The sequence below is a fragment of the Lonsdalea iberica genome (genome assembly GCF_002111585.1).
GTDB classification, from domain to species: domain Bacteria; phylum Pseudomonadota; class Gammaproteobacteria; order Enterobacterales; family Enterobacteriaceae; genus Lonsdalea; species Lonsdalea iberica.
Genome location: NZ_LUTP01000047.1, coordinates 1 through 23,566, shown reverse-complemented (window position 1 = coordinate 23,566; position 23,566 = coordinate 1). Strand labels below are relative to the sequence as shown.

The following is a 23,566-nucleotide window of genomic DNA, read 5'->3' as shown; positions in this document are numbered from 1 at the left end:
TGTGTACGCGGATCTGATGTGTCCGTCCGGTGACCGGACTGGCTTTGACCAACGTCGCGTGCTCGAACCGCTCTTCAACTTTGAAGCGTGTCTCAGACGGTTTTCCTTCGCTATTCACACGGACGATTCGCTCACCGCTCTGCAAAATATTTTTCAGCAGGGGTGCCTGCACGACTTTACAATGAGATTGCCATTGTCCACGCACCAGGGCGAGATAATCTTTCTGCATCCCTTTGCTCCGCAATTGCTCATGGAGCGCGCGCAACGCGGACCTTTTTTTGGCGACCAACAGAACACCGGAAGTGTCCCTGTCTAAACGGTGCACCAGCTCCAGAAAGCGAGCTTCAGGCCGAAGTGCCCGTAGGCCTTCGATAACGCCGAAGCTGAGGCCGCTGCCTCCGTGGACGGCAGTCCCCGAAGGCTTGTTGAGCACCAATAAATAGTCATCTTCGTAAATGATGCAATCCGCCAACGCCGACACCTTAGCCAGACCGGTAGAAACCTGCGCTTCTTCACGTTCGGACGTTCTCACCGGCGGAATCCGGATGAGATCGCCGTCGAGCAGTTTGTACTCCGGCTTCACCCGCTTTTTATTTATTCGGACTTCACCTTTACGCAAAATACGGTAAATCATGCTCTTCGGCACACCTTTCAATTTTGTGCGAAGAAAATTGTCGATGCGTTGACCCGCCTCTTCATCGGAGACCGTCAAAAATTGTACTGATGGGTTCTCTGTTTTCATGGGCCAGAATTCTAAAGAGCGTGGGTAGATAGCGCCACATCTTTTTCTATGCTTAACTGTGAGTCTGACTTATGAAGTTAATAGTCAGCTTCTGTAACAGTGACGATGCGCGAATTTCGTACATTGCTGTCTCAGAGCGGTTGATAACTTCATTTTGACAGGCAAAGTCACCTTGCTATCGGCGTATCAGCAATGGAATAATGCTTCGGCTTTCCGCGCTGTTTACCTGAAAAACAAGGGAAATTGCGGAATTATTATATTTGCCTGATGGGTCACAACGCAGCAATGGCGTAAGACGTAGCGATTTATCAAGCAGTTAGCGAGCTGCGGTAAGCAGTTTGGCCGGCAAATGGAATCAGATCTGGCACCTATTTTCAGAAGCTGTTCCCGCAATAAATGCACTGTTTTCCATCAGGAAATACAGGCTACCGAAACATGCGTCTCTATGCAGACGACAACCGGGAGGTTGACGCCCCTGCGATAAGCCACGAGGCCATCGGTTCATTCCGGTCACACCCCGCTTTCACCGGCAGCTCTATCCATAATGTAAGTTAAGAATAACGAGTAAGTTACGATGAAAAGAATGTTGATTAACGCGACTCAGCAAGAAGAGTTGCGTGTTGCCTTGGTTGATGGTCAACGCCTCTATGATCTGGATATTGAAAGCCCGGGTCATGAGCAAAAGAAAGCAAACATTTATAAAGGTAAAATCACGCGTATTGAACCGAGTCTCGAAGCCGCATTTGTTGATTACGGCGCTGAACGACACGGTTTTCTCCCCCTCAAAGAAATCGCTCGCGAATACTTCCCCAGTCACTATGCTTCTCATGGCCGCCCAAACATCAAAGATGTTCTGCGCGAAGGCCAGGAAGTTATTGTGCAGGTGGATAAAGAAGAACGCGGCAACAAAGGTGCGGCGCTGACGACGTTTATCAGCCTTGCCGGTAGCTACCTGGTTCTGATGCCGAACAACCCACGTGCCGGCGGTATTTCACGCCGTATCGAAGGGGATGACAGGACCGAGCTGAAGGAAGCGCTGAGCTCTCTGCAGTTGCCTGAAGGCATGGGCCTGATTGTACGTACGGCCGGTGTAGGCAAATCCGCAGAAGCCCTGCAATGGGATCTGGCGTTTCGCATCAAACATTGGGAAGCCATCAAGAAAGCCGCAGAAGGTCGCCCTGCGCCGTTCCTGATCCATCAGGAAAGCAATGTGATCGTTCGCGCATTCCGCGACTATCTGCGCCCGGACATTGGCGAAATCCTGATCGACAACCCCAAAATTCTGGAACGCGCCAAGGAGCACATCGCCTCACTGGGTCGTCCCGATTTCAGCAGTAAGATCAAACTGTACAGCGGTGAAATTCCACTATTCAGCCACTATCAGATCGAATCCCAGATAGAGTCAGCCTTCCAACGCGAAGTGCGTCTGCCCTCCGGCGGCTCCATCGTAATTGACACGACCGAGGCATTGACAGCCATCGATATCAACTCCGCACGCGCTACCCGCGGCGGCGATATCGAAGAAACCGCCTTCAACACCAATCTGGAAGCGTCCGACGAAATCGCCCGTCAGCTGCGTCTGCGCGACTTGGGTGGTTTGATCGTTATCGACTTCATCGATATGACACCCGTCCGCCATCAGCGTGAAGTTGAGAATCGCCTGCGCGATGCCGTCCGTCAGGACCGCGCCCGTATTCAAATCGGCCGCATTTCACGCTTCGGTTTGCTGGAAATGTCGCGTCAGCGTCTGAGTCCTTCGCTGGGCGAATCCAGTCATCACGTTTGTCCGCGTTGTAGCGGAACCGGGACGATTCGAGATAACGAGTCTCTTTCCCTGTCTATCCTGCGTTTGATCGAAGAAGAAGCGCTGAAGGAAAACACCAAAGAGGTACAGGCGATTGTGCCGGTTCCGATCGCTTCTTACCTGCTGAACGAAAAACGTGACGCGGTTAACGCCATCGAACAACGTCAGGGTAGCGTCCGAGCCGTTATCGTACCGCACGACGGCATGCAAACGCCTCACTACTCCGTCGTACGTATCCGTAATGGCGAAGAGAAACCGGCGCTAAGCTACATGCTGCCGCAAATGCTGGATGCAGAAAACCAACTGGTACAGGAAGAGCAGATCGCCGAGCGTAAAATGCCTGAGCAACCGGCTCTGGCGACATTTACCTTACCGGATACTCTGCCTGCTGAAACGCCGACCCCGGCTGCCGCTCAGAAAGCACAGTCCGCCGCGCCTCAGAAATCGGGCATCATTCGCCGTCTGTTCGGGTCTTTGAAAGGCATGTTCGAGGCGCCTCAAGCCGAAGTGGAGGAGAAACCGGAACAGCCGCAGGTTAAAGAGAACGACACGGGCGAAGGTCAACCACGTCAAGAGCGTCGCAACAACAATCGTCGCCAATCCGGCAATCGTCGCGATCGCACAGAGCGGACGCCGCGTGAAAACCGTGAGCCGCGCGAAGATCAGCCGCGTCGTAATAACAAGCGGACGCAAAATACCGCTAATGACACGCAAACTCCGGCCGTTGATGCACAGGAAAAAGCCGCGCGGGAAGAGCAACGTCGTGAACAGCGCGCGGAACGTCAGCGCAACCGGCAGGAAGACAAGCGCCAGGCTCAACAGGAAGTGAAAGAGCTGAACGCGACGGCTGAAACCGAAATTCAGGCGCCAGAGCAGGAAAAACCCGCTCAGGTGATGCCTCGCCGTCAACGTCGTCAGCTTACGCAGAAAGTTCGTGTAGTGGATGAAGCGGATGCCGCAGTCGCAGCGAAACCGAGCGTTGAAGCCAACCCGGTAGCGGAAACCGCCGCACCGGCCTCCGCGGAAACCAGCGCGGAAAATAACGGCGGAGACAGCCGCGACAACAACATGCCGCGCCGTTCACGCCGTTCGCCGCGCCATCTGCGCGTTAGCGGCCAGCGTCGTCGCCGTTACCGTGATGAGCGCTACCCGGTACAGTCGCCAATGGTGGTCGAGCAAGCGGCTTCTGCGCCTGAAATGGCTTCTGGCAAAGTGTGGATTCACTACCCGATCACACAACCTCAGCCTGAGCCTGAAGCACCGGAAACCGTTGTTCAGGAAAATGATGCGATTACCATACCTACGGTGACGGAATACGCGTTGCTATCCAGCGCAATCGCAGAAGAAATCGTTGAGGAAAGTAACGAGTCTGCTGACGCTCAGAGCGCCGATGTCATCGCGCCGGAAGAAGAAGTGACCGCTCAGTTGCCGTTGGAAACCCGCGTATCTCGTGAAGAGACAGTGACGGCGGAAGACAGCGACAAAGAAACGGATCAGGCCGACTCAGCATCAACACCGTCTGAAGACGCCGTGGCCGAAAATGAAAACGTCGAGGACGCAGAAGTTACAGCGCCTGCCACAGAGGATGCCCCGGCAGCCGTTGAAGAACATGCTGAGCCACCGGTTGAAGCGGCGCCTGCCGCAGCGGAAAAGCCGGTCGAAACATCAACTCCGGCGAAATCCAATGCGCAGCCAAGCTTTAAACATCATGCAAATGCGCCGATGACGAAAGCTCCGGCACCGCAGTATGTACCAGAAGAGCCGAAATCCAGCGACTGGCAGCGCCCCGCGTTCGAGTTTACGGGGAAAGGCTCTGCAGGTGGCCATGCTTCGGTCAACCGCGCCAGTGCCCCGGCAACCAAGCCAACCGTGGAAGAGTAACCACAAAAAAGCACCACGTGACTAACGTGGTGCTTGATGTCTGCCAACAATGCCCGTCGATGACGGGCATTTTTTTATCAGCTTATGCGACCTGAGTCATCAGCTTGATATCGACGGAGACGGTCTTGCCTTCCATGTCCGCTACCAGCTTTTGGAAGTGCGCCGTTTTTTCATGCGTCTCTAACGCTGCTTTATTTTTCCAGCGTTCGATGAAAACAAAAGCACCTGGCTTATCGATTTCCGCGTGTAAATCGTACTGCAGATTACCGGCCTCTTTACGGCTAGGTTCTACCGCTTTATTGACCGCATCGGTGATTTCTTTCAAGTACTCTGGTTTTGCCTGAAGGCTAGCGACAACACGAATTTCCATTTTTTTCCTCTTCTCGCATTTTGCGAATGTATTAGATCTTTTAATATGAAACGCCAATAAAAGAAGAATTTCAACCACTTCGAAACATTCGTGTGCATTTCAACCACTTTGCGCTTATGCTTGTCACCCGCCGTAATCAGTCTTATGACCGTTATGTTAATCACTGACCGCCGGAGCACAATCAATGACCCTCGTTCCAACCGCCCTGAAAATTCGCCGTCCCGATGACTGGCATCTACACCTCCGTGACGACGACATGCTGAATGCGGTATTACCTTATACCAGCGCCGTTTTCGGCCGCGCCATAGTCATGCCTAACCTGACGCCGCCCATCGTCACCGTCGCAGCAGCAGAGGCCTATAGAACGCGCATTCTCGCCGCTATCCCTTCTGAGCATCACTTTCATCCGCTGATGACATGTTATTTGACCGATACGCTGGACCCCCGCGAGCTGACCCTGGGTTTTCAGGAAGGTGTCTTTACGGCGGCCAAACTCTACCCTGCGAATGCAACAACAAACTCGAGCCACGGCGTGACAGACATTCGCGCTATCTACCCGGTTTTGGAGCAAATGCAGAAGCTGGGAATGCCCTTACTGGTGCATGGTGAAGTTACGGATCCCGAGGTGGATATTTTCGATCGTGAAGCTTACTTCATCGATCGCGTTATGGAGCCTGTACGCAAGCAATTTCCGGCGCTAAAGGTTGTTTTCGAACACATTACCACGCGTGAAGCAGCACACTACGTGCTGGCTAACGACGACTATCTGGCGGCCACCATTACTCCGCAACACCTGATGTTCAATCGCAATCACATGTTGGTGGGTGGAATACGCCCTCACCTGTACTGTCTCCCGATACTTAAAAGAAATGTGCATCAGCAGGCATTGCGAGATGCCGTCGCCAGCGGGTCAGAAAAATTCTTTCTGGGAACTGACTCTGCCCCGCACTTGCAGCATCGCAAGGAGTCTTCATGCGGCTGCGCTGGGGTGTTCAACGCACAAGCAGCCCTGAGCGCGTATGCCGCCGTATTTGAGGAGATCGGAGCGTTAGATCATCTCGAAGCTTTTTGTTCGCTCAATGGCCCGCGTTTCTATGGCCTCCCCGTCAATGAAGACTTCATCGAACTGCACAGAGAGCCGATCAGATTTCCAGAACATATTGATGCCGAAGGACAAAAAATCATTCCCTTTATGGCAGGACAACAACTTAACTGGTCCGTCCGATAAATCATTTCCCTGCCGGAAGGCAGGGAAACTCGTCTATCTTCGACTTTATGCCTCTTGCGTTTCATACGAGACGACTGTATAAACGAACAGTCCTGTATGGAGGTCATTATGCGTGTTGAAATCACTGTAGCAAAAACCGTTAAGTTGCCTGCCGGCGCCATTGACGCCCTGACCAATGAGTTAAACCATCGCATCCAAGCTCAATATCCCGACACCTCTGTTTTGGTGCGTTATGCCGGGTCGAACAATCTTAGTGTCTTCGGCGGCAGTAAGGATGATAAAGAGAAAATAACCGAGATTTTGCAAGAGACATGGGAAAGCGCTGACGATTGGTTTTTCTCAGGACTCGACACCGAGTAAACGTCGTTCGTTCTCAATTCGGTTCCTGGTCAATTATTTTCACTCCTTTTCACTGCAATATTTCCATGCTGTCATGACCGCACTCGATTCTCTGAATAGAAAATTCGAGTGCGAGTTAATTCATTCAGTCATATTTTCATCGCGTCTCATTAAAATAATAACCGCATACCTATGGCTCAATAGCCTAAAAAATTTTTGAATTGTCAGCTAACGCTAAACCCTCGAAGGTCATTTTATTCTCTGCCCGCGCGGAAGGCCGCATTCACCCAGGCAAATAAAGAACAAAAAACGACCAGATTCGCGATTGTTTACAATAAAATTCCATAAATGGATTTAGGGGAGATATACTCATCAAGTAATCGTAGATAGGAGTCATCTAGAACCTCGTTTAGTCACTCATGCTAGTAACTAGCCATAAGGGGTAATCATGGATATAAAAAGTGAAGTTATTCAAACACATCCACTAGTGGGTTGGGATATCAGCACCGTCGACAGCTACGATGCAATGATGATCCGCTTACACTACCTCTCTACCGCGGACCAGGCTCCCGATGAAGCTCAAGTCGATCGTACTTTATGGTTGACCACCGATGTGGCAAAACAGCTCATCAACATTCTTGAAGCGGGTATTGCCAAGATTGAATCGAATGAATTTGAGCCTATTGATTATTTAAAGCATTAACGTCTCATTATATTGTGCGTTATTTTCACCCCCAGACACCGCCTACAAAGGCGGTGTCGTCTTTTATTTTCGATATACCCTCGCACCACCTTCAAAATAATTCACCCTTCTAATTATTTTATTCACGATAAGTCGCTCACACTTTAATAAACGATAAGTCATTTTTTATTTTTCTTATTAAGGCACAGTCAGCGATGTGACAATCAATGCATAAAATTCACTGACAGAAATTCAGATAGCTCATTGAAAATGATTGATAAATGAAATCATTATGTTAAAAGCAATATTTTTATATTGCTTTTATGTTGAGCTGTGTTTAATTATCTCCAGACCCTCATTGCAACGTTACGATAAGGAATGTGGTCATGCTTTGGCGCAATACGTCATCCCAATATGGTCATATCAGCGTTCTACTTCACTGGGTCGTTGCACTGACCGTCTACGGCATGTTTGCACTTGGCCTGTGGATGGTGTCGCTAGGCTACTATGACAACGGGTATCACAAAGCTCCCGAAATACACAAAAGCATTGGCATCCTTCTTTTTCTTATCGTTCTAATCCGGGTGATATGGCGCAAAATCAGTCCCTCCCCTACACCGCTGGCCAGCTATTCACGATTCACCCGAATAAGCGCCACGCTGGCACATATTCTTCTCTACCTCTTACTGTTTAGTCTGCTGATCAGCGGCTATCTGATTTCTACGGCGGAGGGCCAGCCTATTTCTGTGTTTGGCTGGTTTAGCATTCCCGCGACGCTGAGCGGAGTCAGAGATCAGGCTGATTTTGCAGGAGACATTCATCTATATCTTGCGTGGGGTATCGTCATTTTGTCGGTGCTGCATGCATTAGCAGCGTTAAAGCATCACTTCATTGATCGTGACAGTACGTTAAAACGGATGTTGGGTCGCCGCGTCCATTAACCTCGGGATTATAAGGAGAAAACCAATGTTAAAGAAAACGCTATTGGGTTTACTACTCGCTTCAACGGTCTCCTACGCAGGTTCCGCTCTTGCAGCGGATTATAAAATTGATAAAGAGGGCCAACATGCTTTTATACAATTTCGAATCAAGCATTTAGGTTACAGCTGGTTGTACGGGACGTTCAAAGATTTCGACGGCACCTTCACATTTGACGAGGCTAATCCGGCCGCGGACAAGGTCAATGTGACGATCAAGACCGATAGTGTCGACACCAATCATGCCGAGCGTGACAAACATATCCGCAGCGCCGATTTCCTGAATGTGGCAAAAGCGCCTCTGGCGACCTTCAGTTCTACCGGCGTTAAAAAAAGTGGTGATGATCTGGCTATCACCGGCAATCTGACGTTAAACGGCGTCACCAAACCCGTCACGCTTGAGGCCAAACTGCTGGGACAAGGAGATGATCCTTGGGGCAACTATCGTGCGGGCTTCGAAGCCAAAGGGAAAATCAGGCTGAAAGACTTCAACATCACTACGGACCTGGGGCCTGCCTCGCAAGACGTCGAGCTGATTATTTCACTTGAGGGTATCCGCCAGAAATAATCTTGTCTATCGAGCCCCGTCGATGAACGGGGCTCCTTTTCTACCAACGCCGCTACTTATCATCTCTGATCGGGGTCGGCAAAACTGTTTGCAGCAATCCCCGAGATTTATTGAAGATCTTCATGCCGGTTTCTCTTTCACGCCTCAGCTTACGTTGTTCTTCCAGCGGCAATGTGATTTCCTCCTGACAAGCCGGTCCACAGCAGCCTTCATATTTTTCCGCGCACTGTGGGCACTGTATAAAGAGAAGATGGCATCCCTCATTGCGGCAGTTGGTGTGCGTATCACATGAGGTGCCGCATTGATGGCAATGAGCGATAACCTCGTCGGAAACCCGCTCCCCCATACGTTCATCGAATACAAAGTTTTTACCAATAAACTTGAGGGGGAGCCCCTGAGTCTTCGCCTGTCGGACATACTCGATGATCCCGCCTTCCACGTGGAACACGTTTTTGTACCCGCGATGCAGCATGTACGCGCTGGCTTTTTCACAACGAATGCCTCCTGTACAGTACATGACGATGTTCTTTTCACGATCGTCGGCCAACATTTCCGCCGCCATAGGCAGCTGTTCACGAAATGTATCAGACGGGACTTCCAGCGCATTTTCGAAGTGACCAACTTCATATTCATAATGGTTGCGCATGTCGACGAAGACCGTGGAAGGATCTTCGGCCATCCGATTAACCTCTTCGGCCTTCAAATAGTGCCCAACGCGCGAAGGATCAAACGTGGGGTCATCGATTCCATCGGCCACAATCCGTTCTCGCACCTTCATTCTCAATACCCAAAACGATTTACCGTCGTCTTCCAGCGCAATATTGAGCCTGATGTTATTCAATGCGGGGTGTGACTGATACAGCCGCGTTTTGAACGCGTTGAACAGGCTCTCGGGAACGCTGATTTGCGCATTGATCCCCTCTTTTGCGATGTAGACACGGCCAAACACGTTCATCTCGGTCAAGGCCATGTAGAGCGCGTCGCGAAATGCCTGGGGTTCATTTAGCATGAAGTATTTATAGAAGGAGACCGTGGTGCGGGGCTCGGTTTCAGCAAGCATGCGCGCCTTCAGTTCCTCATTGGAAACACGGTTATGTAACACTGGCATGGTGTACGATCCTGTTTAAAGTGAGGTTAACGACATTAATTCTGTGTTAGCATTTTGTTGCCAGCACAATAGCGCGGCATGATACACCAGCTCTTAGTCTCTGTCAGTTGAAGCCGACCCCTAAGAAATATCAATGCGAGCTACATGAGGGGGAATGATGACTAGTTTCAACGTGACGGTTTCGTCATAATACCCGCCTCGTGTGATTGGAGACCCCACCATCAAAGGTCAAAAACTATTGCTAACCGATGCGATGATAGGCGTCCGATTAAATCTGTATAAAAATCAGCTTTTAGCACATTTCAAATGCGCCGTTAAACGCCATATTAAACTACTCTTCGGAGTGGTGTTCTGAAAAATCCCATTAACACAAGGCGTGATTTACCGCCGTTTCCGATATTAAGGCCATGACGACAATCCCCTCTTTTAATCGCTCGCTATTGCATCCACGCTACTGGCTAACCTGGCTGGGCATAGGCATCCTCTATCTGGTCGTCCTGCTTCCTTATCCGGTCATTTACCGCTTGGGGACTCTGCTGGGTCGACTATCAATGCCTATATTGAAGCACCGCGTTCAGATCGCTCGACGCAACCTGGAACTCTGTTTTCCCGACATGTCCGCCGAAAAGCGGGAAGCGCTGGTACGTAGCAACTTCGAGTCAGTTGGCATGGGCGTCATGGAAACCGGGATGGCGTGGTTCTGGCCAGACTGGCGCATCGCCCGTTGGTTCAAAGTGACCGGGCTGGATAATATGCAGCCCTTGCGCGAACAAAAGCAGGGAATATTGCTGATCGGTATTCACTTCTTGACGTTGGAACTCGGCGCACGCATTTTTGGCATGCAAAACGAGGGGATCGGAGTATATCGGCCGAATGACAACAAGCTGATTGACTGGCTGCAAACTTGGGGCCGTATGCGGTCCAATAAATCCATGCTGGACCGTAAAGACCTAAAAGGCATGATCCGCGCCCTCAAGCAGGGAGAAATACTCTGGTATGCCCCCGACCACGACTATGGCCCGCGCAGCAGTGTATTCGTACCGTTGTTTGCCGTAGAGAAAGCCGCTACCACGGCGGGCAGCTATATGCTGGCAAGGAGCGCAAAGCCGGTAGTTGTTCCCTTTGTCCCGCGCAGGCTGCCTAACGGCAAAGGGTATGAGCTCATCATTCAACCCGCCGAACCGGATATACCCTTAGAGAACGAAATTGCCACCGCCACCTGGATGAATCACCTTATTGAGCAGAACATCATGCTGGCCTGCGATCAATACATGTGGCTGCATCGTCGGTTTAAGACGCGTCCGGAGGGAGAGTCATCTCTGTATTAGTCGCTGTTTTCCCGCCACGGGTCGGTTAATTATCCACTACGGCTAAACGCTCCACACCTCTTCTTACCCCGCGCAACGCAAGCAAACCTCCATGTTAAAGCCGCCTCCCTAGAAGGCGGCTTTATTACCTCTAAGAGCGGGCTGACATCCCATTCCTCCTCCTTAATCGCACTCGCCTCTTCTCTTCATCGTCCGCGACATTTTCCTCGTACCTGAATGTCTGCGAGTGGCCTCATCGTGCGCGCTACCCAGCCCCTTCCCCATCGCCCTGACCAGGAAGTCACTTTCCCACACCATTCTCTTTTTTAGATACGGATCTTTGGCAACAAACTTAACTGCATGGAAAAATCGTGGGTTCTTAATCACTCAGGCTCGACGTTGTGCCTGTCATCAAGCGCATATTCCCTATCAGACACAGGCTTCACTTACCGCACCTGTTCATACCGCCGTCGATCACGTTTTACCGGGAGAAAGTTTAAGCGTAAAAAAAACGCCCGACGATATTCACCGGGCGTTTTACCTATATTGAGCCTAACGCTCAGCAGAGTTACATTACGGTTTCATCGGCGGAGCCGATAGGGTCTGATAGTACTCAGCCCAGTTACCATAACGTTCTGGCTCCTGCCACACATGATAATGCAACCGCGAAATCGTTACCGGGTCACTCAGCAACGCCAGTCGTTCGTGATTTTCAACCTCTTGCGGTTTGAGGCTCAAGGCCGCCGCCACTCGCTGTTCACGCACATCTTCGATAGGCTGGCTAAAACTGTGTCGAGCTGTCGCCATTCCGCTCGCCAACGCATTAATCGTCGGGTCAAAGACCGCATGCATGAATCCGTCGTTCAGCTTACGTTCGCGATTGAGGCGGAAATACTCATCCGTCGCAACCAGTTCGCGCGGCGGGTTGTACTCTTCCGGGATCAGCAGCAGCTTCGCGCGTTTGCAGGCCAGTCCAAGGTTTGCGCGGCTGGAATACACCGACACCCACGGCGACAGAATCAACGAGAAGACGATTGGCGACAGCCACCACAAGAAGCGGAGATCCAGCCAGGCCATCCCCAGCGCCCAGACCAGTCCCAGCACCATTTGAGAGCCATGGCGGGTGAATGCCTCGCCCCACGTGGTTGCATCATCATCACGCTGCGGAGAGTTCCACTGCACCGACCAGCCCAGGAAAGCACTGACCACGAATACCGTGTGGAACAGCATTCTGACCGGAGCCAGCAATACGGAGAACAGCATTTCCAGCAGCAGTGAAATAAACACCCGGATGACTCCGCCGTAGGGCTTCGCCCCTTTGGCACAGGCCAAAATAACGCTCAGCAATTTCGGCAGGAACAGCAAGACCAACGTGGTAGAAAACAGTGCGATGGCCAGCTCAGGCCGCCACTGCGGCCAGACTGGGAACAACTGCCGGGGCTGCAGGAAGTACTGAGGCTCCATCAGCGTGTGCACCACCTGCAGCGCGGTCGATAAGGCCAGGAACATAAACCATAACGGCGCTGAGAGGTATGACATCACACCGGTCAGGAACACGGCACGATGCACCGGATGCATACCTTTGACCAGGAACAGCCGGAAGTTCATTAAGTTGCCGTGGCACCAGCGGCGATCGCGCTTCAATTCATCCAGCAGGTTCGGCGGCAGCTCTTCGTAACTGCCAGGCAGATCGTACGCGATCCAGACGCCCCAGCCGGCTCTGCGCATCAGTGCGGCTTCGACAAAGTCATGAGACAGGATTGACCCGGCGAAAGAGCCTTCTCCCGGCAATGGCGCCAGCGCGCAGTGCTCAATGAAGGGTTTCACACGGATAATGGCATTGTGGCCCCAGTAATGGGACTCGCCTAGCTGCCAGAAATGCAGCCCGGCGGTAAACAACGGCCCATAGACCCTGGTCGCGAACTGCTGACAGCGCGCATACAGTGTGTCCATGCCGGATGCTCTCGGCGATGACTGGATAATCCCGGCATTTGGATTCGCTTCCATCAGCCTGACCAGATTGGTCAAACAGTCTCCGCTCATCACGCTGTCGGCGTCCAGCACTACCATATAGCTATACTGACTGCCCCAGCGACGGCAGAAATCATCGATGTTGCCGCTTTTCCGTTTCACGCGACGGCGACGACGGCGATAGAAAATGTGATTTTCTCCCCCGACTTCACGACACAAATCCATCCATGCTTTTTGCTCTGCGATGCAGATATCGGGATCGTTGCTGTCACTCAACACATACATGTCGAAATGCGCCAGCTGACCCGTCGCTTCAACAGACTCGTATGTCGCCCGTAAACCGGCAAACACCCGCTCTACGTCCTCATTACAAATCGGCATGATTAACGCAGTGCGATGTTCGGGATTGAGGGGTTCGTTACCGACCGTGCTGGAGGAGATACTGTATTTATCCTTACCGATCAGCAACTGCAGGAATCCCATGAGCGCGGTCCAGAAGCCCGCGGAAACCCAGCAGAACAAGATGGCGAATAAAATCAGAATGCCGCTTTGCAGCACATAAGGCAGCAGTTGCATAACGGAACGCAGCCAATCCTGGTGCGCCATTTCGAACGGATCGATCAGCGCCCAACCCTGGTACGGCAGGATGGTTTTCATGTACCAGGTCGCTATCGTCGTTTGAAACAGCGTCAAAATCAGGAGGATATAGCGACGGATCGTACCCACGGTACGCCACCGGCTCTCTTCCTTGTTTTCCTGCGCGGTGATTCGGCGGTGACGAGGCGCGGTCGATTGCCCCAAAATGCCATGCCACCAGCGCACAAGCGGGTTGGTTTGCCAGGCATCAGGGAACATGACGGCGCGTTTAATTTTCGGCATCGCCTGTATCGCTGTGCGCCCTTCCCGATCCTCGATCAGCTGTTGTTCCTGAGAAGGAGTGTCTCCCCAGCCCATGTCGAGGCGCCGCTTCACGGAGATCAAAGGCAAATCATCTTCGGACCGAAGATTTACCGTATCACCATTGGCTAAAGCCTGATGGACTTCAGATGGGTTAGAGGGAGTCGTTGAATGCGGGAGGGATTCACGCAACGCCTCTGCCTGCTGAGCAGGCAGAGGCAATTTCTCGACATAGTCGAGAGAGGAAGTTGACTTATTCATTGGCAGGCAACTGATAGCTCCATGTTTCAGTCAAAGTAGTCTCGCCATTCACCAACGCTGCACGCATTTCCGTTGGTTTTTTGCTGTCCTTCACGCGCAGACGGATCGTCAAACGCCAGCCTTTGGTCACAGGATTGTAACGCACGCTGTTTTCAACGATTTCACCGTTGTCACCGATGCTGACCTGAGGCGCGACCGGCGTATTCGGATCCATGTCTTTCATCTGCGAACCGACGAAATCCACCAGGAAAGCAATCGTCCCATCCGGCTGACGGATCAGGTTCGACTGTTTTACATCCCCCGTAGAACGCATGGTCTGTTTGACGTAGGCAATTTCAGGCGAGTGCAACGCATCTTCATCCGTTGTGAAATGCAGACGGTATTTCACATCCAGCGGCTTGCCTTTTTCAGGCAGCGCGTCCGGCGTCCAGAAAGAGACGATGTTGTCATTGGTTTCATCCGCCGTCGGGATTTCTACCAACTCAACCTTGCCTTTGCCCCAGTCGCCCTTAGGCTCAACCCAACCACTCGGACGCTGATCGTAACGATCGTCAAGATCCTCATAGTCGGTAAAATCGCGACCGCGCTGCAACAGACCAAAACCTTTGGGGTTCTCGACAGTATAGGTGCTGACGGACAAATGTTTCGGGTTGTTCAGCGGACGCCATATCCATTCACCGTTGCCGGCATGAATTGAAAGGCCATTCGAGTCATGCAGGTTCGGACGGTAATTCAGCGTCGGAGACGGCTGATTAGGCCCAAACAGGAACATACTGGTCAACGGCGCGATGCCCAGCTTGCCGACATTGTCACGCAGGTACACTTTGGCCTGCACGTCTACGACGCTGTCGCGTCCTGGGTAAACGGTGAAGCGGTAAGCGCCCGTCGAACGCGGCGAATCCAGCAGCGCGAAAATGACCAGATGCTTGTCATTAGGTTTAGGACGCTCGATCCAGAATTCGCGGAAACGCGGGAATTCTTCACCAGACGGCAGCGCAGTATCGATAGCCAGTCCACGAGCCGAAAGACCATAAGTCTGCCCTTTGCCGATGACGCGGAAATAGCTCGCGCCCAGCATGCTGACTATCTCATCGTTTTTATCCGCCTGATTGATGGGGTACAGAATTTTAAAACCGGCGAACCCAAGATTTTTTACTGTATCGGGATCGTGGTTGACTGAACCAAAATTAAAGTAGTCAGGCGAATATTTGATTTCTTTTACCGAGGTAGCGGTAACTTCATTAATTTTGACAGGGACATCGAAGTACATCCCCTGATGATAGAACTGCAGCTTGAATGGGGTAGGCGTTGCGTTCCAGTATGATTTATCCTGATTGAAACGAATCTGCTGATAGTCGGCGAACTTCATGTCGCGGAATTGATCGGGCAGATTACTTTTCGGTGCATCAAACCCCTTCGCTGCCAGTTTTTCCGCTTGTTGCGCGACATCATCAATGGAAAATGCCCACGTAGGCAAAGACGTCAACGACAGCATTACAGCGGCTGAGAGCAAGCGAAGATTGTTGACTCGCTGTTTAACCTTAAATTTATTAACCAGCACATCTCCCCCTGTATGTGTGCTTCAATCAACTAAAATCCATATTAATGGATAAGTTAGCTATCCGACAACTTCATAAAGATTTGGTTCATTATGATAGGTCAGCGTTTAAACAACGGCTATCTCTATTCGTCATTTAATCCCAACTTGAGTGGGCGTCGGTGATTCGCGTTGCTATTTTTCGGACATTAGAACGTCGATTCTCCCTGACCGCTGCTATCGCATTCCTAAAGCGCTGCATGCGCCTGATTCATTATTAAGCCGTCATTCCATGACAGGGCACTACCATAACGGAAATTGTAGGGATTTCGCCTAGGAATAGTCCGTTAGGCGTAAAAGCAGGGATTCTCCTCTTAGATTTTGTCTTGAGCAAGCGCAATCACGGCCGACACAAACAAAGTCTTTCTCTCAAAGACAATCATATGTGGCAGGGGCGAAATGACACGTACAAAATACATTTGTGTCACGTTCTTTTCCCGAAATACGCTACAGTCACACCATCTGAAGATGCTCAATGCTTAAGCGCGCCATGTCATTGTTCGAGTTAAGGCGAAAAAGCGGGCCATACTGGCTCGGTATTTTTGCCGTCATCATTATTTTCATCTCACCAGTAGTTTCCCAACTTCTGGCGCGGTGTCATGACGCCCGGCTTCAGACAGCACTTCATCACCGTCATGTCGCCGTCGCTGCATCAATGCACGAGCATGCCCCCTCGCCCTCTCCCGCAGGCCATGATGTTGCGCAGGAACACCGTACGTGCGGCTATTGCATACTGCTTTTGCATCTCCCCGCGCTGCAACCGCTAGGCGATGACCTGATTCCGCGAACGCATTGGCACGCGTTGCGGACACTGAGAACCGAATGGCCGCAGCGCATTTTTGAGGCGCACTACGCCTCCCAGTTAGCTCGCGCACCGCCGTTCTCCGTCGCAGTGAATTCGCTTACCGCGCGCTCACAGGTCTGAGCTATCGATTCTGCACGCCTATTTTCATTTTTTTTGCGGAAACAATATGTCTGCTGCCAAAAACGGGGAGAAGCTTCCGAGCCCCGAACAGGATTACCACCCAGCACCTTACGGGCTCAGGTTGTTTTTCCTACGGATACACTTTTATATTGGCCTGTTTGTCGGCCCGTTTATTTTTATCGCCGCATTAACCGGCACGCTGTATGTCCTGACGCCTCAGCTCGAAAATCGGCTCTATGCGCATGCGCTTTACACCGAGACCGAAGGCTCGACACAACCGCTGTCTTTACAGGTTGCAGCGGCGATGCGCGCCCTCGGCGACAGCAAAAATACGACGCTATCTGCGATCAGACCCGCCCCGCTTGCTGGCGAGACGACACGCGTTATGTTTTCGTCTCCCGATCTAGGGCCTTCGGAAAGCCGATCCCTCTTTATCGACCCGGTATCGTTAGCGGTCAAAGGCGATTTGACCGTTTACGGCACCAGCGGAATTTTGCCCTTCCGTCTCTGGCTGGATAACCTGCATCGCAGTCTGTTGCTGGGGAGCGTGGGCAGAAATTACAGCGAGCTGGCGGCCTCATGGCTGTGGATTGCGGCCCTGGGGGGCGCTTACCTGTGGTGGACAGGACGCCAGCCGCGCGTCACCGCCGCAGAAAAGCACAATGCCGCCCGCAACACGCGTCGCCGATTACGGCGCTGTCATACGATGACGGGGCTGGCCTTACTTGCAGGTTTGCTCTTTTTTTCTGCAACAGGACTCACATGGTCGCGATGGGCGGGGGACAATGTATCGCAGCTCCGTTACACCCTGGGCTGGCAAACGCCTGCGGTCGCCACGCAGCTTTCTGGGCCCGCCGAGTCCCCCCCGCAAAGCGAGCACGCCCACCATATGATGATGGATATGCCGGATATGACCCCCGTCGATCCCACTCGCATTGACCGGGTATTGGCATCCGCACGAGCCGCGGGCATTGCAGCCGCAAAAATCGAAATTCGCCCGACCTCAAAACCACATCGCGCCTGGACGGTCACTGAAATGGAAAGAACCTGGCCCACCCAAGCTGATGCCGTAGCGGTGGATCCCGACTCAGGTCAGGTTGTTAGCAAGGTCGAGTTCCACCATTTCCCGCTGGCGGCAAAGCTCACCCGGTGGGGCGTCGACATTCACATGGGCGTGTTGTTCGGTTTGCCTAATCAGTTATTGCTGGCATTTTTCGGTATAGGGCTGTGCTCGATGATTGTGTGGGGATATCGTCTATGGTGGGTGCGCCGTCCGCGCGGCTCGGTTTCCCAAAACCCGCTGCAGTCAGTGACAGACGCTTTTTTGTCTTTATCACTCACATCTCGGGTCTTGATTGCCATTGCCGCATTAGGGATTGGCCTCTTTCTGCCGGTAATGGGGATCAGCGCAGTGATATTTATTTTTATCGATAGCCTTCGCTGGCTGCGATACCGCGCTTCTTTGCCCACGCCGGACAGGTATCGCTAGCGGGATAACAGCGAATCAGGTACGAGATAACACGTCAGCTTGAGACAGAAACGAAGTAAGACATTCACACAGGAGCAGGTCGCTGGCTTGCTTCTGTGAGTGTGAATCATCCCTTAAGTCACACGGCCCTTAATGTTTTACCTTCGGCCAGCGCAAACGTATCCTTCCAATGCGCCTCACACTCCATACGCGCGTTGGGAATATATGAAGCGCGTAAAGCCAAACAGGTATCTTCAATGCTCCATGCCAAAAAGACGTGATGCTCCATACGCAATGGTTTCAGCGAATAAATCATCGCAAAATAACCACCTTGGGAATCTGATTTATAGATTTCATATCGATGGCTCGCTGCGCCAGCATCTTCCCCAAACAGTAATGTTTCTTTCAAAGTAGCCATCGGCATATCTCTCCCCTTTTTTTGATTAGGATTATTAGTGCTTCTATCGGCAACCCCAGCGTGAATTTTAAAGATGTGTCGACAAATAACCCGCAGGTCACATTTAGAAGGAGATGAAACATGATGAGTGACAAGCGATGATCCCGGAAGAAACGCATTGAGGAAGGTCAATGTATGCCTCCCTTGTCACAGGCAGGCATAACGTCGGTTTTATTTCTTTTTGATAGAACCTTTGTTTTTTTCCTTGATCAACTGCCGCAACTTTTTCAATTCTTTCGCAGACAACGGCTGCTCTACCCGCTCTTCCGTATGCTGATTATCAATGGCGCTGGCTTGTTGGGTATTTGACAACTCCGACTCAAAACTTCTCAGTAATCGGACACTAACTTCCGCGCTGATCGAAACCCCATTTGCCAAGGCCGCGGCTTTAATTCTTTCTTTAAGTTCATGGGTGATTTTTAGCGATAGGCTTGATATCTCGTTCATTTTATTCCCTTTTAAACAGGATAAAAAACCAACCTATGCCAGCGGGTCGGGTAAGTCCATATAGTCACCAAAAATTAATATTACTGTCACAATCATTCGATTGGCATTCAGCCCGCCGACCACGTCCCTGTTATAGTTACACTGGCCTGTGTAAAGCCCTTTTCTGCCTCACGCTGTGTTCATGGACTTTATTTAATGTCATGAATTAGCGACATCCAACGCTTCCCTCGACTCGATCCGTCAGCCATAAGAAAATCTTTTTTTTCGACTAACGCATCAGAATTCCCATCAATTTGGCACTATCATTAATCAGGCCGGGAAAACGTTCAACGTTTCCCCTTTGTGTTAAAGGATTGATCACAAATTGGCAACGTCTTAAACTACGCGCCGCCTGCAACTATAAGGAAGAGAATAAAGTGTCTCACCATCATCTGTGGGAAATGATGAAAACTATTTATTTCGTTGGCTTTGCGCTATCTCTGGTTTTCACTTTCTTCGTCAGTAAAGACCGCTCGATGTTGATACGCCTACTCTGCGCGGTTTTGATCGGCCTCACCTGGCCACTCAGCTTCCCCGTGGTCTTGATGTTTTCTTTCTTTTAATCATTTTCCTTCGTCTTACCAACTTGTTTATTATTACCCCCACCATTTAGTCAGGCGCGTCTTTAATGGCCCCCTCACTGTCTCGACGGTAAAAGATCTCGGTGATGAATAAGATTTTGATCAGCGCCTGCCTCGCAGGTTTCCCCGTTCGATATAACGGCTCAGACAAAAGCACGGTTCGGCGCTACCTTGGCCAATGGCAACGCGAGCAACGCCTGGTCGTGTTTTGTCCTGAATTGGCGGCCGGATTTTCCACACCACGGCCTTCGGCGGAAATTATTCCAACTCTATGCCGTCATGAGGTTATCACGTCAGGTGCGCGAGTTGTTGAAGAGACGGGAGGCGACGTCACAGAACGCTATATTTTGGGCGCCTGGCTCGCGCTGGAAATGGCTCAGGAGCACCACTGTCGATTTGCACTGCTTACGGATGGCAGTCCCTCCTGCGGCAGCCGGACTATCTATAGCGGCCATTTCAACGGAGAAACCATGCCGGGTAGCGGCGCTACTGCCGAACTGTTGAGGACGAAAGGGATAGAGGTATTTTCGGACCAGGAAATCCTGACGCTGATTGAGCGGATCAACCAAGTCGGTTGATCATCGGCCTTTCAGCGGTCAGACTTATTGTTGAGCATCGCCTGCAGATCCTGTTTTAGCGACGACATCTGAGTGGCGTATTTCTCTTTATGCTCAGCGTCTTCGATCAGCTGGACAATGGTTTCAGACAGCGTACAGCCGCGACGATGCGCCAACCCCGCCAAACGCTGCCAAACCAGATACTCAAGGTCGATGGATTTCTTGCGGGTATGCTGATGTTCAGCATTGAAATGCCGTTTACGCCGAGCGCGAATGGTCTGCTTCATCCGATTTTCCAGCGCGGGATTGAGGTATGCGTCAATCCACTCGAGCACTTTCGCGGGCTGATCTTCCATTCGCAGTAGCGCGTTGACCGCTTCATCGGCCGCACTCCGCTCAATAAGGCGAGTAATGGACTCGCCTTCACGGTGTTTTTTGACCAGATACTTCCACTTCCAGCCGCACTCAAGATTTTCTAATTGCTGGTATTTCATAATAAAGTCTTCAGTGACCGTGTAACGTGCCCGACATATCTCCATTGTGGCCTGAGTTTCCTGTTTCAGGCAAACTTTTTACTGTCTGTTTTTCAGGCAGAATCGCTATTCTGCCTCTGTAGTCCGTCTGCAACGCGCAGGCTCTCATGTGCATCAGGCATTATTTTTGTATAATCCCGCTTTCCCTTTTGACGAGTGCTGTAGATACTTTGACCAACAACCGACTCGAATGGCAGCAACTGTTGCCTGATCTTACCCCGTATCAGACGTTATTCTCTCAGGCAGCGCAGCTGGCGCCCGCTGAGTTTTCAGCGATCCAGCCCCGTTTGGCCAATGCGCTGACACTCTTTTGCCAGTCCCGCTCCCCTTCTCGCTTTATGTTATTAAAAGCGCAGGAGAGTGATGACTACCTGCGGCTGATCGCCCGAGCCGTTAACGCGAATGCGTCAATGGAAAAAGCCTTTTACGGCAGCTTGTATCAAATTTCCGGGCGTCATATCAGTGTTGAGCCGGCCCTGCATCAGGACGATAATTTCGCAGCCAAAGTACGGTGTGAGTATCAGGAATGGATTGAGCCGGAACAGCTATTTGGTTGCGTCCGCGTGTTCCAGGACAATATCGAGCTACAGCCTGGTCTGATTCATCACGTCAACGGCGGCGTGTTGATTCTCTCCGCGCGCACGCTGCTGGCGCAGCCGCTGATGTGGCTTCGATTGAAGCAGACGCTAGTTTCAGGGCAGTACTCGTGGCTTTCGCCTGATGAACGCCGCCCACTGCCGGTAGACGTGCCGCCAATGCCGGTCGACCTCCGTCTGATCGTCGTGGGCGATCGCGAAAGTCTGGCCGACATCCACGACATGGAGCCGGATCTCAGCGAAGACGCTATTTATGGCGAGTTTGAATCTCAGCTATCGTTGATCGCGTCTGAAGATATGGTGCGCTGGTGTGCTTACATCAACGCCTTGTGTCAGGAGAACCAACTTCCTCTGCTGGCGGAAGACGGTTGGAGCGCACTGGTCACCCACGCCGTGCGTTACAGTGACGATCAGGGCTGTCTGCCACTGTGTCCTAAATGGCTGACTCACCAGTTGAAGCATGCGTCTCTCTATGCGCAGCAGGAAACACTCTCCGCGCAGGCAATTAACGATGCCGAAACCACCCGCCGCTGGCGCGATAGTTACCTGTATGAACGGCTACAGGATGATATCGAGCTGGGTCAGATTCTGATAGAAACCGACGGCGCCGTCGTCGGTCAGGTTAATGGACTTTCCGTGCTGGAATATCCGGGCTACCCAATGATGATTGGTGAGCCTACCCGCATCAGCTGCGTAGTACACCCGGGCGACGGCGAACTGACGGATGTCGAGCGTAAGGCCGAACTGGGTGGCAACCTGCATGCCAAAGGCATGATGATTATGCAGGCTTTTTTAATTTCTGAACTACAGTTGGAACAGCAGCTACCGTTCTCTGCCTCTATCGTTTTTGAGCAATCTTACAGTGAGGTGGACGGGGATAGCGCTTCTCTTGCGGAGCTTTGCGCCCTGATCAGCGCACTGGCCCTTCAGCCTATCAATCAGCAACTGGCCGTTACCGGCTCGGTGGATCAGTTTGGACATGTTCAACCCATCGGCGGCGTCAACGAAAAGATCGAAGGCTTCTTCGACGTGTGTCAGCGTCGCGGCCTAACCGGCCAGCAGGGCGTTATTATCCCCGCAACGAATCAGCGCCATCTCTGTTTACGACCGGACGTGGTTGAAGCAGTGAAAAATGCGCAATTTCACCTCTATCCGGTCTCCTCTGTCGCTGAAGCGGTAACGCTGCTGACACAGGTTGCTTACGATGAAGAACATCGCCCCAGTTTGTTGGCTGCGATTCGTGAGCGTATCGCTCTTTTAACACCGCAGGAACGCCGTCGCTTCCCTTGGTTTTTCCGATAGCGTAACTGGTATGTCCAGCGGTAACAGGCTTGCTCAGCGTACACGTGTACGCTAACCTGCTCGCTTCACAAAAACAGGACTGAAAGAAACATGGTAGATAAACGCGAATCCTATTCGAAAGAAGATCTTTACGCCAGCGGACGCGGTGAACTATTCGGCCAGCAGGGCCCACGGTTGCCCTCTGGCAATATGCTGATGATGGATCGTGTCATCAAGATGACCGAAGATGGCGGCCAGCATGACAAAGGCTATGTTGAAGCCGAGCTGGATATCAATCCCGACCTGTGGTTCTTCGGCTGCCATTTCATTGGCGACCCGGTTATGCCTGGCTGCCTGGGGCTGGACGCCATGTGGCAATTGGTCGGCTTTTACCTCGGCTGGTTAGGCGGAGAAGGTAAAGGTCGTGCGCTGGGCGTCGGCGAAGTCAAACTCGCCGGTCAAATTCTCCCTGAAGCCAAAAAAGTCACCTATCGCATCCATTTCAAGCGTGTCATCAATCGCAAGCTGATCATGGGTATCGCAGACGGTGAAGTGCTGGTCGATGGCCGCCTCATCTACACGGCGAGCGATCTGAAAGTCGGACTGTTTAAAGATACCAGCGCGTTCTAATCCACCGCTTTTGAGAATAAAGGCATTCTGGGTCATTCCGGGATGCCTTTTTGCTATAGGGGGTATAGGTAGCTGTACAATTTCGTCTTGGTCGTCCTCGGCAGTGTTAGCGATGCAGATATAGCGTCACGGATCACGTCGCGCACGTGAATAAGCCCCGTATATCCCACTTCCGAAACGGACAAAAACCCTCCATTAAAGGGAAGCTATCGACCAAACGCACAATGCTTAACCAGATGTTTCAAAACCACTAAATACTGCTTGACCGTGGCAGGCCGACTCCCTATAGTAACGCCCCGTTGCTGCCGAGCGCGGCAATA

The 23,566-nt window shown here is 51.7% G+C and carries 21 protein-coding genes; 13 read left to right on the top strand and 8 right to left on the bottom strand.

The features are described 5' to 3' along the window. Positions 1-742 (bottom strand): 23S rRNA pseudouridine(955/2504/2580) synthase RluC (gene rluC, locus AU511_RS14455; RefSeq protein WP_094110099.1); only part of this gene is annotated, 742 nt, incomplete at its 3' end. 574 nt (positions 743-1,316) lie between these two features. Here rluC and rne point away from each other — a divergent pair. Next, positions 1,317-4,427 carry a ribonuclease E gene (rne, locus tag AU511_RS14450; protein WP_094110098.1) on the top strand — a complete coding sequence of 1,037 codons (3,111 nt, stop codon included), beginning with the start codon at positions 1,317-1,319 and terminating at the stop codon, positions 4,425-4,427. A gap of 82 nt (positions 4,428-4,509) precedes the next feature. Here rne and AU511_RS14445 read toward each other — a convergent pair whose 3' ends face one another. Next, entirely contained in the window at positions 4,510-4,797 is a 288-nt protein-coding gene (locus AU511_RS14445) for a putative quinol monooxygenase (protein ID WP_094110097.1), read from the bottom strand. A 184-nt stretch (positions 4,798-4,981) separates the two neighbouring features. Between AU511_RS14445 and pyrC the strand changes: the two genes are divergently transcribed. From pyrC to AU511_RS14420, 5 genes are all read left to right on the top strand, one after another. After that, complete coding sequence (pyrC, locus tag AU511_RS14440) at positions 4,982-6,025, top strand: dihydroorotase (RefSeq protein WP_094110096.1); 1,044 nt, start codon at positions 4,982-4,984, stop codon at positions 6,023-6,025. A 108-nt stretch (positions 6,026-6,133) separates the two neighbouring features. Continuing rightward, the gene (gene dinI / locus AU511_RS14435; RefSeq protein WP_094110101.1) at positions 6,134-6,385 is read left to right on the top strand and encodes a DNA damage-inducible protein I; all 252 of its coding nucleotides are present in this window, start codon (positions 6,134-6,136) and stop codon (positions 6,383-6,385) included. 427 nt (positions 6,386-6,812) lie between these two features. After that, complete coding sequence (bssS, locus tag AU511_RS14430; RefSeq protein ID WP_026740390.1) at positions 6,813-7,067, top strand: biofilm formation regulator BssS; 255 nt, start codon at positions 6,813-6,815, stop codon at positions 7,065-7,067. A 365-nt stretch (positions 7,068-7,432) separates the two neighbouring features. Further along, positions 7,433-7,987, top strand: a complete 555-nt coding sequence (locus AU511_RS14425; RefSeq protein WP_094110095.1) for a cytochrome b — start codon at positions 7,433-7,435, stop codon at positions 7,985-7,987. A 25-nt stretch (positions 7,988-8,012) separates the two neighbouring features. Beyond that, positions 8,013-8,591, top strand: a complete 579-nt coding sequence (locus AU511_RS14420; RefSeq protein ID WP_094110094.1) for a YceI family protein — start codon at positions 8,013-8,015, stop codon at positions 8,589-8,591. A 52-nt stretch (positions 8,592-8,643) separates the two neighbouring features. Here AU511_RS14420 and trhO read toward each other — a convergent pair whose 3' ends face one another. After that, the gene (gene trhO, locus AU511_RS14415) at positions 8,644-9,699 is read right to left on the bottom strand and encodes an oxygen-dependent tRNA uridine(34) hydroxylase TrhO (protein ID WP_094110093.1); all 1,056 of its coding nucleotides are present in this window, start codon (positions 9,697-9,699) and stop codon (positions 8,644-8,646) included. 407 nt (positions 9,700-10,106) lie between these two features. Here trhO and AU511_RS14410 point away from each other — a divergent pair, with 407 nt between their 5' ends. Then, positions 10,107-11,027, top strand: coding sequence for a Kdo(2)-lipid IV(A) acyltransferase (locus AU511_RS14410; RefSeq protein ID WP_094110092.1), 921 nt, complete (start codon positions 10,107-10,109; stop codon positions 11,025-11,027). A gap of 552 nt (positions 11,028-11,579) precedes the next feature. Here AU511_RS14410 and mdoH read toward each other — a convergent pair. Continuing rightward, the gene (mdoH, locus tag AU511_RS14405; protein WP_094110091.1) at positions 11,580-14,135 is read right to left on the bottom strand and encodes a glucans biosynthesis glucosyltransferase MdoH; all 2,556 of its coding nucleotides are present in this window, start codon (positions 14,133-14,135) and stop codon (positions 11,580-11,582) included. After that, a complete protein-coding gene (locus AU511_RS14400) occupies positions 14,128-15,696 on the bottom strand; it encodes a glucan biosynthesis protein G (RefSeq protein WP_094110090.1) in 1,569 nt (522 codons plus the stop codon). Before AU511_RS14400 ends, mdoH begins: the two co-directional genes overlap by 8 nt. A gap of 511 nt (positions 15,697-16,207) precedes the next feature. On the opposite strand from AU511_RS14400, the gene AU511_RS14395 reads away from it, so the two are divergent. After that, positions 16,208-16,657 carry a DUF2946 domain-containing protein gene (locus tag AU511_RS14395; RefSeq protein WP_094099739.1) on the top strand — a complete coding sequence of 150 codons (450 nt, stop codon included), beginning with the start codon at positions 16,208-16,210 and terminating at the stop codon, positions 16,655-16,657. Between the two features lie 46 nt (positions 16,658-16,703). Further along, on the top strand, positions 16,704-18,146 hold the full coding sequence (locus tag AU511_RS14390) for a PepSY-associated TM helix domain-containing protein (protein WP_094110089.1): 1,443 nt from the start codon (positions 16,704-16,706) through the stop codon (positions 18,144-18,146). Between the two features lie 118 nt (positions 18,147-18,264). Here AU511_RS14390 and AU511_RS17315 read toward each other — a convergent pair whose 3' ends face one another. Together AU511_RS17315 and AU511_RS14380 are read right to left on the bottom strand one after the other, a co-directional pair. Beyond that, on the bottom strand, positions 18,265-18,714 hold the full coding sequence (locus tag AU511_RS17315; RefSeq protein WP_139829391.1) for a hypothetical protein: 450 nt from the start codon (positions 18,712-18,714) through the stop codon (positions 18,265-18,267). 39 nt (positions 18,715-18,753) lie between these two features. Then, complete coding sequence (locus AU511_RS14380; RefSeq protein ID WP_094110087.1) at positions 18,754-19,029, bottom strand: hypothetical protein; 276 nt, start codon at positions 19,027-19,029, stop codon at positions 18,754-18,756. 416 nt (positions 19,030-19,445) lie between these two features. Here AU511_RS14380 and AU511_RS14375 point away from each other — a divergent pair, with 416 nt between their 5' ends. Then, positions 19,446-19,631 carry a GhoT/OrtT family toxin gene (locus tag AU511_RS14375; protein ID WP_276207167.1) on the top strand — a complete coding sequence of 62 codons (186 nt, stop codon included), beginning with the start codon at positions 19,446-19,448 and terminating at the stop codon, positions 19,629-19,631. 104 nt (positions 19,632-19,735) lie between these two features. Next, positions 19,736-20,227, top strand: coding sequence for a 2-thiouracil desulfurase family protein (locus AU511_RS14370; RefSeq protein ID WP_094110086.1), 492 nt, complete (start codon positions 19,736-19,738; stop codon positions 20,225-20,227). A gap of 11 nt (positions 20,228-20,238) precedes the next feature. Here the strand turns inward: AU511_RS14370 and matP are convergent, their stop codons facing one another. Further along, entirely contained in the window at positions 20,239-20,700 is a 462-nt protein-coding gene (gene matP, locus AU511_RS14365) for a macrodomain Ter protein MatP (protein WP_094110100.1), read from the bottom strand. Between the two features lie 209 nt (positions 20,701-20,909). On the opposite strand from matP, the gene AU511_RS14360 reads away from it, so the two are divergent. After that, positions 20,910-22,637, top strand: coding sequence for an AAA family ATPase (locus AU511_RS14360; RefSeq protein ID WP_094110085.1), 1,728 nt, complete (start codon positions 20,910-20,912; stop codon positions 22,635-22,637). 90 nt (positions 22,638-22,727) lie between these two features. Next, a complete protein-coding gene (fabA, locus tag AU511_RS14355; RefSeq protein ID WP_094099734.1) occupies positions 22,728-23,246 on the top strand; it encodes a bifunctional 3-hydroxydecanoyl-ACP dehydratase/trans-2-decenoyl-ACP isomerase in 519 nt (172 codons plus the stop codon). The last annotated feature ends 320 nt before the right edge of the window (positions 23,247-23,566 follow it).

Excerpts from the sequence above, each read along its gene's own strand:
- rne (WP_094110098.1), top strand. The coding sequence starts at position 1,317 with ATGAAAAGAATGTTGATTAACGCGACTCAGCAAGAAGAGTTGCGTGTT.
- AU511_RS14445 (WP_094110097.1), bottom strand. The coding sequence starts at position 4,797 with ATGGAAATTCGTGTTGTCGCTAGCCTTCAGGCAAAACCAGAGTACTTG.
- pyrC (WP_094110096.1), top strand. The coding sequence starts at position 4,982 with ATGACCCTCGTTCCAACCGCCCTGAAAATTCGCCGTCCCGATGACTGG.
- dinI (WP_094110101.1), top strand. The coding sequence starts at position 6,134 with ATGCGTGTTGAAATCACTGTAGCAAAAACCGTTAAGTTGCCTGCCGGC.
- bssS (WP_026740390.1), top strand. The coding sequence starts at position 6,813 with ATGGATATAAAAAGTGAAGTTATTCAAACACATCCACTAGTGGGTTGG.
- AU511_RS14425 (WP_094110095.1), top strand. The coding sequence starts at position 7,433 with ATGCTTTGGCGCAATACGTCATCCCAATATGGTCATATCAGCGTTCTA.
- AU511_RS14420 (WP_094110094.1), top strand. The coding sequence starts at position 8,013 with ATGTTAAAGAAAACGCTATTGGGTTTACTACTCGCTTCAACGGTCTCC.
- trhO (WP_094110093.1), bottom strand. The coding sequence starts at position 9,699 with ATGCCAGTGTTACATAACCGTGTTTCCAATGAGGAACTGAAGGCGCGC.
- AU511_RS14410 (WP_094110092.1), top strand. The coding sequence starts at position 10,107 with ATGACGACAATCCCCTCTTTTAATCGCTCGCTATTGCATCCACGCTAC.
- mdoH (WP_094110091.1), bottom strand. The coding sequence starts at position 14,135 with ATGAATAAGTCAACTTCCTCTCTCGACTATGTCGAGAAATTGCCTCTG.
- AU511_RS14395 (WP_094099739.1), top strand. The coding sequence starts at position 16,208 with ATGCTTAAGCGCGCCATGTCATTGTTCGAGTTAAGGCGAAAAAGCGGG.
- AU511_RS14390 (WP_094110089.1), top strand. The coding sequence starts at position 16,704 with ATGTCTGCTGCCAAAAACGGGGAGAAGCTTCCGAGCCCCGAACAGGAT.
- AU511_RS14380 (WP_094110087.1), bottom strand. The coding sequence starts at position 19,029 with ATGAACGAGATATCAAGCCTATCGCTAAAAATCACCCATGAACTTAAA.
- AU511_RS14370 (WP_094110086.1), top strand. The coding sequence starts at position 19,736 with ATGAATAAGATTTTGATCAGCGCCTGCCTCGCAGGTTTCCCCGTTCGA.
- matP (WP_094110100.1), bottom strand. The coding sequence starts at position 20,700 with ATGAAATACCAGCAATTAGAAAATCTTGAGTGCGGCTGGAAGTGGAAG.
- fabA (WP_094099734.1), top strand. The coding sequence starts at position 22,728 with ATGGTAGATAAACGCGAATCCTATTCGAAAGAAGATCTTTACGCCAGC.